A 15623-nucleotide genomic window follows, 5' to 3' on the forward strand; every position below is an offset into this window, starting at 1 on the left:
CCGGGTGGGATAGTGATAACAAACGATTTAATATAATATTCGGTATTAGAAAATCTTATCCGGTAACCTTGAGGTAACCCTATGTCCCGCCGCCTGCCCCCGCTCAACGCCGTTAAGGCCTTTGAAGCGGCCGCCCGCAACCTCAGCTTCACGCGGGCAGCAGAAGAGTTATTTGTGACCCAGGCCGCAATCAGTCACCAGATAAAGGCGCTGGAAGAGTTTTTGGGATTAAAACTTTTCAGGCGCAGAAACCGCTCCTTACTGCTCACCGAAGAGGGCCAGAGCTATTTTCTGGACATTAAGGATCTCTTTACTCAACTCAGTGATGCCACTGAAAGGCTGCTGGCCAGAAGTGCCAGCGGTTCCCTGACCGTCAGCCTGGCGCCCAGCTTCGCCATTCAGTGGCTGGTTCCCCGTCTGGCCAAGTTTTCCGAGCTTCATCCCGATGTGGATGTGCGGATTAAGGCGGTGGATATGGATGAGGGATCCTTGTCCGACGATGTGGATGTGGCCATCTACTACGGCCGGGGCAAGTGGCCAGGGCTTCGGGCGGACATGCTCAGGGCAGAGTCCCTGGTGCCTGTGTGCTCCCCCCAGCTGCTCGCTGGCCCCAAACCGCTCAAGAGTGCTGAGGATCTGAAGCTCCACACCCTGCTGCACGATATGTCCCGCCGAGACTGGAAGACCTGGTCCAAGATGGCCGGGGTGGAACTGCCCAATGTGAGTCAGGGCCCCATCTTCAGCCACTCCTCCCTGGTGCTGCAGGCGGCGATCCACGGTCATGGTGTGGCCCTGGGGTACTCGGTGCTGGCCAGACCGGACATTGAGGCGGGCCGACTGGTGTGTCCCATCGATAAGGTTCTGCCGAGCAAGAATGCCTACTACCTGGTGTGCCAGGAGAGTCAGGCGGATCTCGGCAAGATCTCGGCGTTCCGTGAGTGGATGGTGGAGACCTTCCGCCAGGAGACCGAGTCGGACCCGATCCCGGCACCGGCTTACGACATTTAAGGAGTTGTGATGGTCAGAATCGATGGCAACCGCGACGCCCGCCATTGGCTGCTATTGGCCCACGGCAGCGGCGCCGGCATGGATCATCCCTTTATGGACACCATGGCCAGGAGCATTGCCGGGGAGGATCTCTGCGTGGTGCGCTACGAATTTCCCTATATGCAGACCATTCGGGCTACCAACAAGCGCCGCCCCCCTGATAGAATGCCGCGCCTGCTGGACGCCCTCGACGAGCTGGTCGAGGAGTACCGCCGTGAAGAGCGCATCCTGGTGCTGGGGGGCAAGTCCCTCGGCGGCCGGGTCAGTGCCACCTGGGCACTGGAGAACCCCGTGGCGGGCGTTATCGCCCTGGGATACCCCTTTCACCCTGTGGGCAAGCCGGACAAGTGGCGACTGGAGCCCCTGACCGAGGGCCGGGTGCCGACTCTGGTGCTCCAGGGGGAGCGGGACAGTTTTGGCAATCGGAGTGAGCTTGAAGGTATCGCCCTGCCAGACCATGTGCGTCTGCAATACGTCACCGATGGTGACCACAGTTTGAAACCCAGGAAGGCCAGTGGCGTGACCGAGGAGCAGAATCTCCAGAGCGCAGCCACCGCCTGCCGGGCCTTTATTTTAGGATTACAACCATGATGAAACGCGCCTTTATGGCCCTGGCGACCTTTGGTGGTGCCATGGCCACTGCCCTGGGAGCCTATGGTGCCCATGGCCTCACCAAGGTGGCACCGCCCCACCTGGTAGAGAGCTTTAATACCGCGGTGATGTACCAGTTCTTCCACTGTCTGCTGCTGATGGCGGTGGCCCTGTGGATGCGCAGCAACAGCTCCCGACTGCTGGTCTGGGCCGGCAGCCTGGTGGTGCTTGGGATGCTTGGCTTCTCCGGCAGCATCTATGCGCTGGTGCTGGCCGGTACCAAGGGCATAGGGCTGATCACCCCCATGGGCGGCATTCTGCTGATGGTGGGCTGGATGTTGTTGTTTGCCGCCGTATGGCGTTGGGAGAGAGTGTCATGAATACCCTGTTGCTGCATTGCCGCCCAGGCTTTGAGAAGGAGTGCGCCGCAGAGATCCAGGACAGCGCCGCTACCCTGGAGGTGTACGGCTTTCCCCGTCTGGAGAAGGACTCCGGCTTCGTGCTGTTTGAGTGTTACCAAAATGGTGACGCCGACAAGCTGATGCATGAACTGGACTTTCACCGGCTGATCTTTGCCCGCAGCTGGTTCTGTGTGGTGGGGCAGCTCACCGACATGCCTCTGGGTGACCGCGTCGGCGCGGTACTGGCTCACGCCAAGTCACTGCCCAAGGCGGGTAAGCTGTGGGTGGAGTCCGCCGATGGTGATGCCTACCGTCAGGTGCTGCCGTTTTGTAAGAAGCTGAGCGTGCCCCTGCGTCAGGGGCTGCGCAAGCAGGGGATCCTGACCGCCCAGGAGCGGGAGAAGATGCCACGCATCCATCTGTTCCTCACCGATAACCAGAACGGCTATGTGGGTTACAGCCGCTCCGACAACGGCTCCCCCTTCTTTATGGGGATCCCCAGGCTCAAGTTCCCTGGCGATGCCCCAAGCCGCTCCACCCTGAAGCTGGATGAGGCCTTCCTGGTGTTCCTCAACGAGGAGGAGACCGAGGAGCGTCTGCACGGCGGACTGTATGCGGTGGACCTGGGCGCTTGCCCAGGCGGTTGGACCTATCAGTTGGTTCGACGCGGCATGTTCGTTTCTTCGGTGGATAACGGTTCCATGGCAGAGAGTCTGATGGAGACCGGCCAGGTGACCCACTTCCCCGAGGATGGCTTCAAGTTTGTCCCAGAAGACCCACGCATCCACTGGATGGTGTGTGACATGGCGGATCAGCCCCATAAGGTGGCGGCGCGGATGGCCACCTGGATCATCGAGGGCTGGTGCAAGGAGACCATCTTCAACCTGAAACTGCCGATGAAACAGCGCTACCAGGCGGTGGCGGAGTGTTTCGCTGAGATGACCGCCATGCTGCGCAAGGCCGGTGTCCGTTATGGCCTGCAGGCCAAGCATCTCTACCACGACAGGGAAGAGATCACCGTCCACCTGTATCGCATCTGAGGATGGACAATGAAAAAGGGGCCAGTTGGCCCCTTTTTTATGGCGTTCGCCAGCAACTGCGCTGAATTACAGACGATCCAGGATGGCGTCGGTGAACTCAGTGGTGCCTGCTTCTCCGCCCAGGTCGCGGGTGACGTGCTCGCCGGCGGCGATGGTGTCACGAACCGCGTCGCGGATTCGGGCTGCCTTGTCGGCCATGCCCAGGTACTCCAGCATCTGCACCGCGCCCAGCAGCAGGGCGGTGGGGTTGGCCAGGTTTTGGCCGGCGATGTCGGGAGCACTGCCGTGAACCGCCTCGAAAATGGCGGCATCTTTACCGATGTTGGCGCCTGGGGCCATACCCAGACCACCAACCAGACCGGCGCACAGATCCGACAGGATGTCACCGAAGAGGTTGGTGGTAACAATGACGTCGAACTGGCTGGGATCCATCACCAACTTCATGCAGGTGGCGTCAACGATCATTTCGTCAGACTGGATGTCCGGGTAGCGCTCGCCCACCTCACGGGCCACTTTCAGGAACAGGCCTGAGGTGGACTTCATGATGTTGGCCTTGTGCACCGCGGTGACCTTCTTGCGGCCCTCTTTACGAGCCAGCTCGTAGGCAAAGGTGCAGATGCGCTCGGCGCCTTCGCGGGTGATGATGCTCATCGCCTCGGCGGTTTCACCGTCGTTGCTGACCCGCTGGCCGGCACCTGAGTACATCCCTTCGGTGTTCTCGCGGATGGTGATGATATCAACGTTGTCGTAGCGTGCCTGGGTGCCCTTGAGGGACAGTACGGGACGTACGTTGGCGTAGAGGTTGAACTTCTTACGCAGGGTAACGTTGATGGAGGTAAAGCCTTCACCGATAGGGGTGGTGAGAGGACCTTTCAGGGTGACCCGGTTTTTCTCAATCAGGTTGAGGGTTTTCTGGGGGAGCAACTCGCCATGCTTTTCCAAGGCCATCAGGCCCGCATCGGCGAATTCATAGTTGAAATCACACCCAGCCTTGTCCAGAACCTTCAGGGTGGCTTCGATGATATCTGGACCGATCCCGTCACCGGGAATTACCGTGATATTGCGTTTAGACATGGATACATCCTTCCATAGGTCTTAATGATCCTGCCCCTCTATTTTGTGACTCTTATCGGGGGCTTTGTTAGCATAGTCGGGCGCCATCTTACCTTTTTTAACGCTGTGGTTACAGATAGAGAAAGGTCGAAAGCGCGAATAATTACTATTAAGGAGTCACTCTTGAGGATTTGGCATCCCCTTGCCGCCCTGGTCGGGCTGGCCTGCGCCTCCGCTACGGCGGCGCCCCTATCCCTGCAGCAGATCATGAACTTTGAAACCCTTAAAGATCCGGTTATTGCCGATAATGGCCAGTGGGTGGCCTATGTGGCTCAGCCAGATCGGGGAGAACCCCGGGGGCTGGTCCGTGGCCTGGACGGTGGCCTGTGGCAGGTGGAGCGAGGGGTAGAACCCCTGCTCAGTGCCGACGGCGGCTACGCCCTGTTCGAGCGCAAAGCCCCCCTGTGGAAGCGGGAGAACGCCGGCAAGAAGAAGGCGGCCAAGATGGATGTGGATCGCATCCTGGTGAACACCGCCACCGGCGAACAGCGGGTGTTTGAATCGGTCACCAAGGCAGACTTCTCTGCCGATGGCCGTTTCCTGATGCTGAGCTTCAAGGCCGAAGAGGCCGACAAGGAGAAGGATGAGAAAGCGGACGAGGAGGCGATCGACGCCGACAAGTTGGGCAGCCGCGCCCTGCTGCTGGATCTGAAAAGCGGCACCGAACTGGCGTTGGAGTCTGTGACCCAGTTTGCCCTGGCCCGGGACGCCAATGTCCTGGTCTATGCCACCAGCCATCAGGATGGGGTGGCCAATGGCGTGACCCAGAGGTACCTGGATACAGGTCAGGACACCGTATTGTGGCAGCGCCAGGATTGGCACGCCGCCAAGCTGGCCATCAGTGAGTCTGGCGGTGCCGTGGCCTTTACCACCGCCTACCTGAAGCCCGAAGAGGAACATCAGCTGGTTCATGAGCTGTGGCTGAGCCAGGGGCCCAGACCCGCCGATGCCCTGGCTCTGCCAGAAGATGGCATGCTGGTCACCGATCACAGCAAGCTGCACTTCAGCCGTGATGGCTTGCGTCTGTTTGTCGGCCGGCAGCTGCCCCTGGCCAAAGAGGGCTTGATCCGTGACCTTAAGGCGGATGGGGATCTCCAGGATATGGAGGTGATGCTCTCCCGGGTGGAGCTCAATGTCTGGCATGGGGATGACCCGCGCATCAAGACCAATGAGATCAAGCAGTACGCCAAGGCCCGCAAGCACAACTACGTTGGGGTGTGGCACCTGGAAGACAAGCGTTTCGTGCAGCTGGCGGACGCCAGGGTGCCGGATGTTGAGGTGGCGGACAACGCCCGCTACCTGCTGGCCAGCAGTGACAGACCCTATCTGAAGATGATCTCCTGGGCCGGTTTCTACAAGGACTGGTACCTGGTGGACATGGACAGCGGCGAGCGTCGCCTGCTGGTGACCCAGTCCGGCAGCGATGATCAGCCCAGCCTGTCGCCATTGGATGATGCGGTGGCCTGGTATGTACGCGGCCAGCTCTATCGTCACCATATCGCCAGTGGCAATACCTCGGAGGTCGCCGGTGGTCCCAAACTTGGGTTTGCCAATGAGGATCATGATTATCCCTCGCCGGCACCGGGTTACGGCTTTGGTCCCTGGCTGAAGGATGGCTCCGGTGTGCTGGTGTACGACAAGTTTGATATCTGGCGCCTGGATGGCAGCGGCAAGCTGAATGCCCTGACCCAGGGGCGGGCGGACAAATGGCAGTACCGGGTGATCGACACCGACGAGCGCAGCGATCTGCTGGACGGCGCCAAGCCTGTGTTGGTGCACGGTTACAATGACTTCGACAAGCGGGAAGGGGTGTATCACCTCAACCTGGCTGACGTCAGCCTCAAGCCGGCACAGCAGGGGGACTATAAGCTGAGCTTCGTCGCCAAGGCGGAGGATGCCGATACCCTGCTGTTCAAGAAGCAGCGCTATGACCTTTATCCGGATCTGCTGGCCACCAGCAGCCAGGTGAACAGCCTCAAGCCGGTCAGTCGTCTCGGCGACCAGCTCAAGGAGTTGGCGTGGGGACAGGCGCAGCTGGTGCACTGGCGCTCCAATGACGGTAAGCCTCTCTCCGGGGTGGTGATCACGCCTCCAGGCTATAAGGGTGAGAAACCTCTGCCGACTCTGGTCTACTTCTACCGCTTCATGAGCCAGCGTCTGCACAACTTCCCGCAGATGGCCCTGAACCACAGGCCCAATTTCGCCCAGTATGTGAATGACGGCTATGCGGTGTTCCTGCCGGACATCCGCTTCGAGGTGGGTCACCCAGGCCAGTCCTCCCTGGCCTCCATGCTGCCCGGGGTGCAAAAGGTGATTGACCTGGGTATCGCCAAAGAGGACGCCATCGGCATCCAGGGGCACTCCTGGGCCGGCTATCAGGATGCCTACCTGATCACCCAGACCGACATCTTTGCCGCGGCGGTTTCAGGTGCACCGGTGAGCAACATGACCAGTGCCTATGGCGGCATCCGTCTGGGCAGCGGCCTGACCCGCCAGTTCCAGTATGAGTCCGGCCAGTCCCGTATTGGTAAAACCCTGATGGAGGCGCCCCATCTCTACATCGAGAACAGCCCCATCTTCCACGTGGATCGCATCGATACTCCTCTGGTGATCATGTTCGGCGACGAAGATGACGCCGTACCTTATCCTCAGGGAATTGAGCTGTATATGGCGATGCGCCGGGCCGCCAAGCCGGTGGTGATGCTGCAGTATGAGGGGGAACCCCACCATCTGAAGAAGTACCCTAATAAGTTGGACTACAGCGTCAAGATGAAGCAGTTCTTCGATCACTACCTCAAGGGGGCCGAGGCGCCCAAGTGGTGGAGCGAGGGCGTGCCCTACCTCAAGAGCAAGGCTGAAGAGTAAAAAGCGGGCTTGAGTGTTCACAAAAAAGCGCACCCATGGGTGCGCTTTTTCTTTGGGGTATTCGATCAGTTGGAGGCGCTGACCTGCTGCAGCTTGGGAAGGCCATTGCTCATGTAGGTGTCCACGGCGTGGTCCCCAATGCCCACCAGCTTGCCGGAAACGAACAGCAGCGGCGTGCACTCATCCGGGGTGGTTTCGCCATCGCTCTTGACGTGGTGGGTGCGATAACGCACCAGTTGCATCTCCACGCCGTCGATGATCTGGGCGTCGTTGAAGTTGGGGGCGCCCAGGGCCTCCATCACCTGCTTCTTGCCATCCCCGAGAGAGAGGGTGGCAATGGTGTTCTGGTTAAACACCTGGCGATCATCCCAGTCCATATCCGCTATTGTGGCGGGGGCGGGGTCGTAGAAGGCGATCACCAGGGCGGCAAACAGTGCATAGCCACCGAGGATCAGCCCGATAATCTTGGGGATGTTGCTGGATTTGGGACGACGCTGTTCCATGGTCACTTCCTAAAAGAGAGAGCGGGAATACTTTACTCTGCTCGTTGCGCTATTTCTACCGTTCGGAAACACTCTGTTAACAATGAGTCTTACCAGGGCAGTGCGGTGCCGTCGTAGTTGTAGAAGGTGCCGCTGTCCACCAGGGTCAGTTGCTCGACCACATGTCGCATGCCGCGCACCGATACTTCGGTGGTGATCAGGGCGTTGGGGCCGCCCATGTCGGTCTGGACCCAGCCCGGATGGAGGATCGCCACGGCCACGCCCCGGTCCTGCAGATCGATGGCCAGGCTCTTGCCGATGGCATTGACCGCTGACTTGGAGGCGCGGTAGACGTAACTGCCGCCACTGCCGTTGTCGGTAATGGAGCCCATCTTGGAGGAGAGCAGGGCCAGTTTGCTGCCCTGACCCAGATTGGTCACCAGGGCCTGGGTGAGCAGCATCGGAGCAGCGACGTTGATGCGCATCACCTGTTCGAAGTGCTCCTGCTGGTAGTCGCCGAAGGGTACCCCCTTGGGACCATAGACGCCGGCGTTGAGGATCAGCCTGTCCAGGGTGCGCCCGTTCAGGTAGTCCGCCAGTGAGTGGAACTGTTCAGGGTCACCCAGCTCCAGGGCCACCAGCTCCAGCTGGTTGGGGTACTGCTCTGACAGCAGCTGCAAATCCTCTGCGTGCTCAGGGTTCCGGCAGCAGGCGATGACAGTGTCGCCATGGGCCAGATACTGGCGGCAGAATTCGAGGCCGATGCCCCGGTTGGCACCGGTGATCAGGGTTAAGTTGGCCATGTGATAGTCCTTATCCGGATAACGTTCTGGGTATTCTGAATTGGTTTAGGCTGGTATCCAGCTTAAGCCCACATCTGAGCTTTGCCAACTTGTAGCTTAGCTGGGCCATGGGGTAGCCGGCCCGCAGTTTCTCTCCAATCTTGCCGGAGACGACGCCCTCATTGAACAGCTCCGCGATGGGGTGCTCATTGAGCAGGCGGCTGGCGGTCTTGGCGCCGATGCCGGCAATCCCCGGGATGCCGTTGCCACTGTCACCGGCCAGGGACCAGTACTCCAGCATCCGCTCTGGCGGCAGGTTGAACCTCTCCAGGCAGTAGTCGCCATCGAGCCAACACTGATCGAAGTGATTCCACTGGGTCACCCCCATAGGATGCAGCTGGAAAAAGCCCTTATCGGTGGAGGCCAGCACCACCTGGCCACCGGCGCTGAGTATCTTGCTGGCCAGGGTGCCGAGGATGTCGTCCGCCTCGGTGCCCTCGACGCTGATGGAGTGGATGTCAATTTTGTCCAGTGCCTGTCTTAGGTTGGTCAGGGTCTGGGCCAGCTCCTCCGGCATGGCTGGCCGGTGAGCCTTGTACTCAGGATGGATCCCCTGGCGCCAGGCGTGGCTGTTCTCCCCATCCCACACCATGACCACATGGCTGACCCGATGGAAACGAATCATCTTGTGACAGGCGGCCTGGGTGCGCTCGTAGAGGGCATCCCTGTCTCCCTGGGGCACCGCCGCATGGATGCGGCGGACCAGGTTGAGGGCGTCAATGAGCAGGACTTTGGCGGACATTATGAATCTCGTAGCATGGGGTGTACTCCCCTTCGAGCTTCATTCTACCTTGGCTGACAAAGGCCGCGAGCAGTTTATCCATCTTTTTCATGATGTTGGGATCGCCATAGAGCTGGAATGCTCCCTTGGACCGAATCTGGGCCATCCCCTCCGGCTTCACGTTGCCGGCGACGATGCCGGAGAAGGCGCGACGCAGATCCGCGGCCAGCAGGGCCGGGTTTTTCTGAGGAACCAGGTTGAGGTTGGCCATGTTTTCATGGTCCGGTTCGAAAGGCAGCTGGAACTCCGGCTCGATCTTCAGGGACCAGTTGTAGGTGTAGGCATCGCCCATGTGGCGCCTGTGCTGTTTGACCACCGGCATCTGCTGCTTGAGGTGTTTGGCCACCTCTTCCGGATCGTCGATGATGATCTGGTAGAGCTTCTGTGCCTCCTCCCCCAGGGTGGTGGCGATGAAGCGGTCTATCTCCTCGAAGTAGGCGGCGCTCTCAGCGGGACCGGTGAGGATCAGCGGCATGGGCTGATCGTTGTTGTCCCGGTGCAGCAGGATGCCGATGAGGTAGAGCAGCTCCTCCATGGTACCGGCGCCGCCGGGAAAGATGACGATGGCGTGGCCGAGGCGGACAAAGGCCTCCAGACGCTTCTCGATGTCAGGCAGGATCACCAGCTCATTGACGATCTGGTTCGGCGGCTCCGCGGCGATGATGGAGGGTTCGGTCAGTCCCACGAAGCGACCATCCTTGATTCGCTGTTTGGCGTGGGCGATGGCGGCCCCCTTCATGGGCCCCTCCATGGCGCCCGGGCCGCAGCCGGTGCAGATATTCAGCTCTCTGAGGCCCAGCTCGTAACCCACCTCCCGGGTGTACTGGAACTCACTGCGGCTGATGCTGTGGCCGCCCCAGCACACCACCATGTCCGGGGCCGCGTCGGCGGGCAGGGCCTTGGCATTGCGCAGGGTTTCGAACACCACGTTGGTGATGTGGTAGGAGTTGGTCAGGTTGATGTGGCGTATGCTGTCCAGACGGTCACCGATGTAGAGGATGTCCCGCAGCACCGCAAACAGGTGCTCCTGGATCCCCCGGATGATCTGGCCGTCGACAAAGGCCTGTGGGGGCGGGTTGGTCAGCTCCAGTTTGATGCCGCGCTCTCTTCTAAGAATGCGGATCTTGAATTCGCTGAACATGGCGAACAGCTGGGTGGTGTCGTCGGTGTGGGCTCCGGACGCCAGGACGGCGAGGGAGCAGTTGCGGTAAAGCTGATAGAGGTCCGAGGCGGCGCTCTCCTGCAACCGCGCCACTTCCAGCTGTGAAAGCTGCACCAGACTTCCCCTGGGCCTGATCTGTACCTGCATGGGCACCTCCTATTGTTATTAGGGTTCGTTGAGCTTCGCTGCTTAGCTTGGCGTCAACGTCTATCGTCTGCGGTACCAAGGTGCTTGGAGGGTGTTGAAGGTGGCGGTGTCTGCGGGCAGTTTGGGGTTGGCCAAACTCTTGCCACCCAAGGTCACCAAGTCCTGGAGGGGGCCATAAAAAAAGGCCACCCGTCTAACTAGGATAGCCTTTAATTTTCAATGCGCTATGGATTTATTATCCCTTAGTCGTCCATCTCTACCTTGTCACGACCCTGACGTTTTGCCCGGTAGAGGGCGGCATCGGCGCGCTCGAAGGTCTCCTGAATGGTCTCATTGGCCCCCACTTTGGCGGCGCCGATGGAGACGGTGATGGAGAGTCTTTCATCGCGGAATTTGAAGGGTATCGCCTTGATTCGCTCGCGGATCCGGTTCAGTACCTGCTGGACCTGCTCCCTGTCCATGCCGGGCAGCAAAACCACAAACTCCTCGCCTCCGTAACGGGCGACAAACTCCTCTTTACGCAGGGAGTTCTTCAGTGCCATGGAGACCACCTGCAGGGTCTTGTCCCCTGTGGTGTGGCCAAAGTTGTCGTTGATGCTCTTGAAACGGTCGATATCCGCCACGGTGACCCACAGGTCATGGCCGTAACGCTTAAACTGACGGTAGGCGCGCTTGAGCTGCTCATCCAGGGCGGCGCGGTTGGGCAGCTGAGTCAGGGCATCCACCTGGTTCAGGCGCTGCTGCTCAATCAGCTTGTCCTTGTAGCTGGCGGCTTCAGCGGTGAGGCTGTTTATCTCCGCCTGCATCTTCTGCATGCTCTGCTTCATTGCCAGGAACTCGTTCTGCTCCTGGGCATCGCGCTTGGCCAGTTGCTGACGGATAAAGGTCAGCTCATTGACCACCTGGGCTTTCAGGGTTTGCAGGTCGCCGGCGTCGGAGACCTGGTCGCTGAACTGGCCCATGTGGCTGTTCAGTTTCTGGTTGAACGCCTTGCTGGACTTGTAGCTGTTGCTGGTGGCCTGCCAATTCTCTCCCATGGCCTGTCGAACCACGGAGAGGGAGTCGGTGATGGCGGCCAGGAACTGTTGGGAAGCACTCTTCTCCTTGGCCATCTCGGCCACCAGGATATTCAGTACCTGACTGTAGGCTTCCAGCAGCTGGTCCACCTGCACGTCACCACTGAGCATCGCCTTGATGGCGTTGATCTCCTCGCCATACTGGCTGGGGAACTCGATCTCGGACAGGAGCTGGGCCAGTTCATGGGCCAGCTGGCGGTGCTTGGGAGTGGTGGGGATGCGATCCTCTTTGGCGAGGCGCTCCTGCAGCAGTTGTTCATAGTATTTAACCAGCTGTTCCACCCGGGGAATGATCTCCCACACGGTGTGAATCGGTTTCTGGATATCCTGCTGGTAGTACTTGATTTCGCGTTTGAGCTTTTCCGGGATGCCACTCAGGCTGGAGAGTTGGCGAGCCAGCTGTTGAATCGATTGCTGGTTATGCTCGATTTCCCGTTGGGTATTTTGGTACTGAGTCTGAAGAGCCCGGCTCAGCTCACCCATTTCGGGCAGGGCGTTGTCGAGATTATTGGGATCGGAAAGTTGTTGACGGATTTTGGCCAGACGGTTGTCCAGCTCCAGGTTCTGCCCTTTGCAACACAGGCCCAGGCGCATGGAGAATTGAATCAGTCCCTGAAGCTGTTTGGCGCGTACGTCTTCGAGATCCTGCTGCTCTTTGCGTACTTTATCTAGCTTTTTCTGCATATGCTCCAGCTGAGATTTGGCGTCAGTGACCATATTCATTCGCGTTTGCTACCTTCAATCCGCCCAGCCCTGTGATTGTTTTAAAAGTGGTTTCGTTTTTGGAAGGGCTCAGTGTGTATCGTAGCGGCTTTGTTTTTAAGTGCAAGAGGGCTTTTGCCAAAGACTTTTTAAAATTTGGTTATTGCGAATTCGGTGTCGTTCTTGTTGAGCCAAAGTCAGGAAAAACCGCTCATCGAATAACATTTTCGCTACATTTCGTCGGGTGTGACTGTGATTTACAGGCGATTCTAATGTTAAGGAAAGATGACAACTCAGTTTTAGCGAGGGAACGCTAACTGCAAAAATGAGCTTCTATGCTTAGGGCTGAGCTGCACCGGGTCAGGGATGATGTCTGCATAAATATGCAGCAAGTTTCCCAGTTTGACACAAAGATTGACAGTTGAGGTCTCCACCTCAGCACCGGGCCGCTGATATACTCCGGCGCCCACCAGGAAGAGAATCGGTTAAAAAAGGATTATCAATGCGTTTTGTTCTTGGCACCCTGGCACTGGCGACCCTTTCGGCCCAGGCACAGGTCCAGTACGGGGTTGAACTGACCCAGCCTCAACACCATCTGGCCACCATTACTGCCGAGTTTCCCCGGCAGCAAGCCGGCAACTTCGAGTTTCAATTGCCGGACTGGCGAACCGGGCGTTACCAGTTGCTGCCCCTGGCCGATGGCATTCGCCGTCTCGAGGTCACCGACGCCGATGGCCACCCCTTGCCCGTCATCAAGGTTAATCGCAGCCGCTGGGCTGTCACCTTGACAGAGGCAACCAAAGTGAGTGTTCGCTATCAGCTCTATGCTAATGAACTGGGTGATCGCACTCGTCATATTGATGACAGCCATGCCTACCTGGACGCCTCGGCCACCTTCGTTTACAGCCCGGAGTTGCGTGACCAGCCGGTGTCTGTGTCGCTGTCTGTTCCCGGCAGCTGGCGCAGTGTGTCCGGCATGGTGTCCCCCGAGCCTCACCGTTTCACCGCTGACAACTACGACGTATTGGTGGACAGTCCCATCGAGACCGGTGAGCACAGTAGTCAGAGTTTCCGGCAGGATGGTCGCGATTATGAGGTGGTGTTCTGGGGTGAGGGCAACTACGACCAGCAGCAGATCATCGAGGATCTGCAGAAGCTGGTGGCCGAAGGGGGCAAGCTTTGGGGAGGTTACCCCTTCGAACGTTATGTGTTCATGGTGCACGCCACCAGCGGTGCCAGTGGTGCCACCGAACACCTCAACTCCACGGTGATCCAGCGGCCCAGATACCGTTTCCACAAGCGCAAAGACTATGTGGGTTTCCTCAGTCTGGCCTCCCATGAGTTTATCCACACCTGGAATGTAAAGGCCTACCGGCCTCAGGGGCTGGTGCCCTACGACTACCAGAGTGAGAACTACACCCGGTTGCTGTGGCTGGCGGAGGGTTCTACCAGCTATTTTCAGAAGCAGCTGCTTCTCAGTGCCGGGTTGATCAGCCCACAGGAGTTTCTCGAAGATCTGGCGAAACGCATCGAGCGCAGTGAGACCAAACCCGGCGCCCAGGTGCAGAGTGTGGCCCAGGCCAGCGTCGATAACTGGATCGCCACCGGCGGTGACTACGCCCGCAACCACAGCGTCAACATCTATTCCGAGGGCTACCTGGCTTCCCTCTCCCTGGATCTGGAGATGATTCGCCGCAGTGACGCCAAGCACCACTACCGTCAGTTGCACCGCTATCTGTATGAGCACCACCGTTTGCCAAAATCCTTCTCCGAGCAGGATGTGCTGGCTGGGCTGAAGGCGGTGACCGGCAGTGATTTCAGTGATTGGTGGCAACAGACCATAGATTCCCCCTTCCAGCCCGATTTCGATGCCATGCTGACTCAGCTGGGATTGGAGCGAGCTCCTCAGGAGAAGCCCGAGCAGGTGGATCTGGGGCTGGAGATCACAGAGGAGAAAGGGCTGGCCAAGGTCACCCATGTGAGGCGCGAGGGCGCGGCCTGGCAAGGCGGGGTCACCACAGGGGATCAACTGGTGGCCATCAACGGCATGCGTCTGCTGCCCAGCCAGTGGCAGGATCGCCTGTCGGAGTTGCCCCTGGATACCCCGGTGACCCTGACCCTGTTCCGTCGTGACCGATTGATGGAGCTGGCGATTAAACCCGGCACTCAGCAGGCGGGTAAACTGAAGCTGCAGCCGATGATTGACGCCAGTGAGGCCCAGAGGCGGGCCTTCGAAGCCTGGGCCGGCGTAAAGTGGCCTTTCGACTCGAAAGAGGAGCAGTAAAAAGAGAAAGGGCGGGGATATCCCCGCCCTTTCTGATTCTGCCTTAGAGCTTCACCATGTGAAGGCTCGGACAGTGGTATTACACCTTCTCCTGCTCCACCCCTCCCAGGGCGGCAAACAGGTCGGGCAGGAAGCCGGTGAGTTCTCCGCACATCAGGGCGAAGTCGGCATCCAGACGAGCGGCCAACTCCTCCTTGTCGAATTCACTGTTCTGATCGCGGATCTCTTCGCTGAACTTCAGGCGCTTCACCGACAGGTCCGCACCCAGCACCAGGGAGAGGATATCCCGGTACTCCAGGGCGATCTTGGTGACTTCCAGCCCCTGTTCGATGTGGGCGGTCACCTCATCACTGTTGAGAGCCATCTGTTTTACGGCAACGCTGCCGCCATCTTCCAGAGGGCTCTTGAGGGTGGCTTCATCCAGCATGGTGAACCCTTCGCCGACGTGGCCACGAGTGACCCATTCGGTCATGGATTCCTCGGGCAGGCGGGTCATGCTCACCGGAGCGATGGGCAGAGAGCCGATCGCCTTGCGGATCAGGCTCAGCAGCTCTTCAGCCTTGGTGTGGCTGGTGGCTTCCACCAGCACCAGCTGCAGCGGGGCCAGAATCAGCGCTCGGGTGCGGCTTTTACGGCTGAAGGCGCGGGGCAGCAGGGTATGGACGATCTCATCCTTGATGCTGTCCTTCTCCTTCTTGGTGACCTTACGGCCCTGTTCATCCTCGATCAGGCTGACTTTCTGCTCCAGCTCTTCGCGGATAACCGCAGCCGGGAGCATCTTCTCCTCCTTCTCAATGGCCAGCAACAGGTTGCCCTGGGCACTGTGCACCAGGCTGTCACCGACCTTGCCCAGGGGCTTGACGAACCCCAGCTTGCTGATGTCCTGGCTGCCGGCGGGTTTGAACACGAAGGGTTCCAGCTGCTGTTCCAGCTCATCGGCATCCCACTGGGTGGGTTTGGTGAGACGGTAGAGCAGCAAATTCTTAAACCACATGGCGTTGTCCTGACTATGGGATGGGAATGGCCCGCCAGTGTATTGGCAACGCCCCTCTCGGGCAAGGGATAGCAAAGGACAGAAAGAGAGGCGTGC

General features: G+C 59.1%; 13 protein-coding genes. 6 read left to right on the top strand and 7 right to left on the bottom strand.

Annotated elements, in window-relative coordinates:
* Positions 1-81: 81 nt before the first annotated feature.
* Genes ACN0RV_RS09170 through rlmM form a run of 4 tightly spaced genes read left to right on the top strand, consistent with a single transcriptional unit; the run spans position 82 to position 3079 of the window.
* On the top strand, positions 82-1008 hold the full coding sequence (locus tag ACN0RV_RS09170) for a transcriptional regulator GcvA (protein WP_417347320.1): 927 nt from the start codon (positions 82-84) through the stop codon (positions 1006-1008).
* A 9-nt stretch (positions 1009-1017) separates the two neighbouring features.
* The gene (locus tag ACN0RV_RS09175) at positions 1018-1638 is read left to right on the top strand and encodes an alpha/beta family hydrolase (RefSeq protein ID WP_417347321.1); all 621 of its coding nucleotides are present in this window, start codon (positions 1018-1020) and stop codon (positions 1636-1638) included.
* Positions 1635-2018, top strand: coding sequence for a DUF423 domain-containing protein (locus ACN0RV_RS09180; protein WP_417347322.1), 384 nt, complete (start codon positions 1635-1637; stop codon positions 2016-2018). Before ACN0RV_RS09175 ends, ACN0RV_RS09180 begins: the two co-directional genes overlap by 4 nt.
* Positions 2015-3079, top strand: a complete 1065-nt coding sequence (gene rlmM, locus ACN0RV_RS09185) for a 23S rRNA (cytidine(2498)-2'-O)-methyltransferase RlmM (RefSeq protein WP_417347323.1) — start codon at positions 2015-2017, stop codon at positions 3077-3079. The genes ACN0RV_RS09180 and rlmM overlap by 4 nt, the downstream gene beginning before the upstream one ends.
* A gap of 66 nt (positions 3080-3145) precedes the next feature.
* Here the strand turns inward: rlmM and ACN0RV_RS09190 are convergent, their stop codons facing one another.
* Positions 3146-4153, bottom strand: coding sequence for an isocitrate dehydrogenase (locus tag ACN0RV_RS09190; protein WP_417347324.1), 1008 nt, complete (start codon positions 4151-4153; stop codon positions 3146-3148).
* Positions 4154-4315: 162 nt separating this feature from the next.
* Here ACN0RV_RS09190 and ACN0RV_RS09195 point away from each other — a divergent pair, with 162 nt between their 5' ends.
* Positions 4316-7057, top strand: a complete 2742-nt coding sequence (locus ACN0RV_RS09195) for a S9 family peptidase (protein WP_417347325.1) — start codon at positions 4316-4318, stop codon at positions 7055-7057.
* Positions 7058-7122: 65 nt separating this feature from the next.
* Here the strand turns inward: ACN0RV_RS09195 and ACN0RV_RS09200 are convergent, their stop codons facing one another.
* The 5 genes from ACN0RV_RS09200 to ACN0RV_RS09220 all read right to left on the bottom strand — a co-directional run bounded on the left by ACN0RV_RS09200 (position 7123) and on the right by ACN0RV_RS09220 (position 12270).
* Positions 7123-7560 carry a DUF3192 domain-containing protein gene (locus ACN0RV_RS09200; protein ID WP_417347326.1) on the bottom strand — a complete coding sequence of 146 codons (438 nt, stop codon included), beginning with the start codon at positions 7558-7560 and terminating at the stop codon, positions 7123-7125.
* An 89-nt stretch (positions 7561-7649) separates the two neighbouring features.
* Positions 7650-8342 carry an SDR family oxidoreductase gene (locus ACN0RV_RS09205; protein ID WP_417347327.1) on the bottom strand — a complete coding sequence of 231 codons (693 nt, stop codon included), beginning with the start codon at positions 8340-8342 and terminating at the stop codon, positions 7650-7652.
* A 10-nt stretch (positions 8343-8352) separates the two neighbouring features.
* Complete coding sequence (gene xni, locus ACN0RV_RS09210; protein WP_417347328.1) at positions 8353-9123, bottom strand: flap endonuclease Xni; 771 nt, start codon at positions 9121-9123, stop codon at positions 8353-8355.
* Complete coding sequence (gene ppnN / locus ACN0RV_RS09215; protein ID WP_417347329.1) at positions 9098-10471, bottom strand: nucleotide 5'-monophosphate nucleosidase PpnN; 1374 nt, start codon at positions 10469-10471, stop codon at positions 9098-9100. Before ppnN ends, xni begins: the two co-directional genes overlap by 26 nt.
* Before the next feature lie 242 nt (positions 10472-10713).
* The gene (locus ACN0RV_RS09220; protein ID WP_417347330.1) at positions 10714-12270 is read right to left on the bottom strand and encodes a diguanylate cyclase; all 1557 of its coding nucleotides are present in this window, start codon (positions 12268-12270) and stop codon (positions 10714-10716) included.
* 481 nt (positions 12271-12751) lie between these two features.
* On the opposite strand from ACN0RV_RS09220, the gene ACN0RV_RS09225 reads away from it, so the two are divergent.
* Entirely contained in the window at positions 12752-14533 is a 1782-nt protein-coding gene (locus ACN0RV_RS09225; protein ID WP_417347331.1) for a M61 family metallopeptidase, read from the top strand.
* Between the two features lie 79 nt (positions 14534-14612).
* Here the strand turns inward: ACN0RV_RS09225 and rdgC are convergent, their stop codons facing one another.
* A complete protein-coding gene (gene rdgC / locus ACN0RV_RS09230; protein WP_417347332.1) occupies positions 14613-15527 on the bottom strand; it encodes a recombination-associated protein RdgC in 915 nt (304 codons plus the stop codon).
* Between the last annotated feature and the right edge of the window lie 96 nt (positions 15528-15623).

Origin of the sequence: Ferrimonas sp. (genome assembly GCF_048263965.1) — a bacterium.
Classification (GTDB): Bacteria; Pseudomonadota; Gammaproteobacteria; order Enterobacterales; family Shewanellaceae; genus Ferrimonas.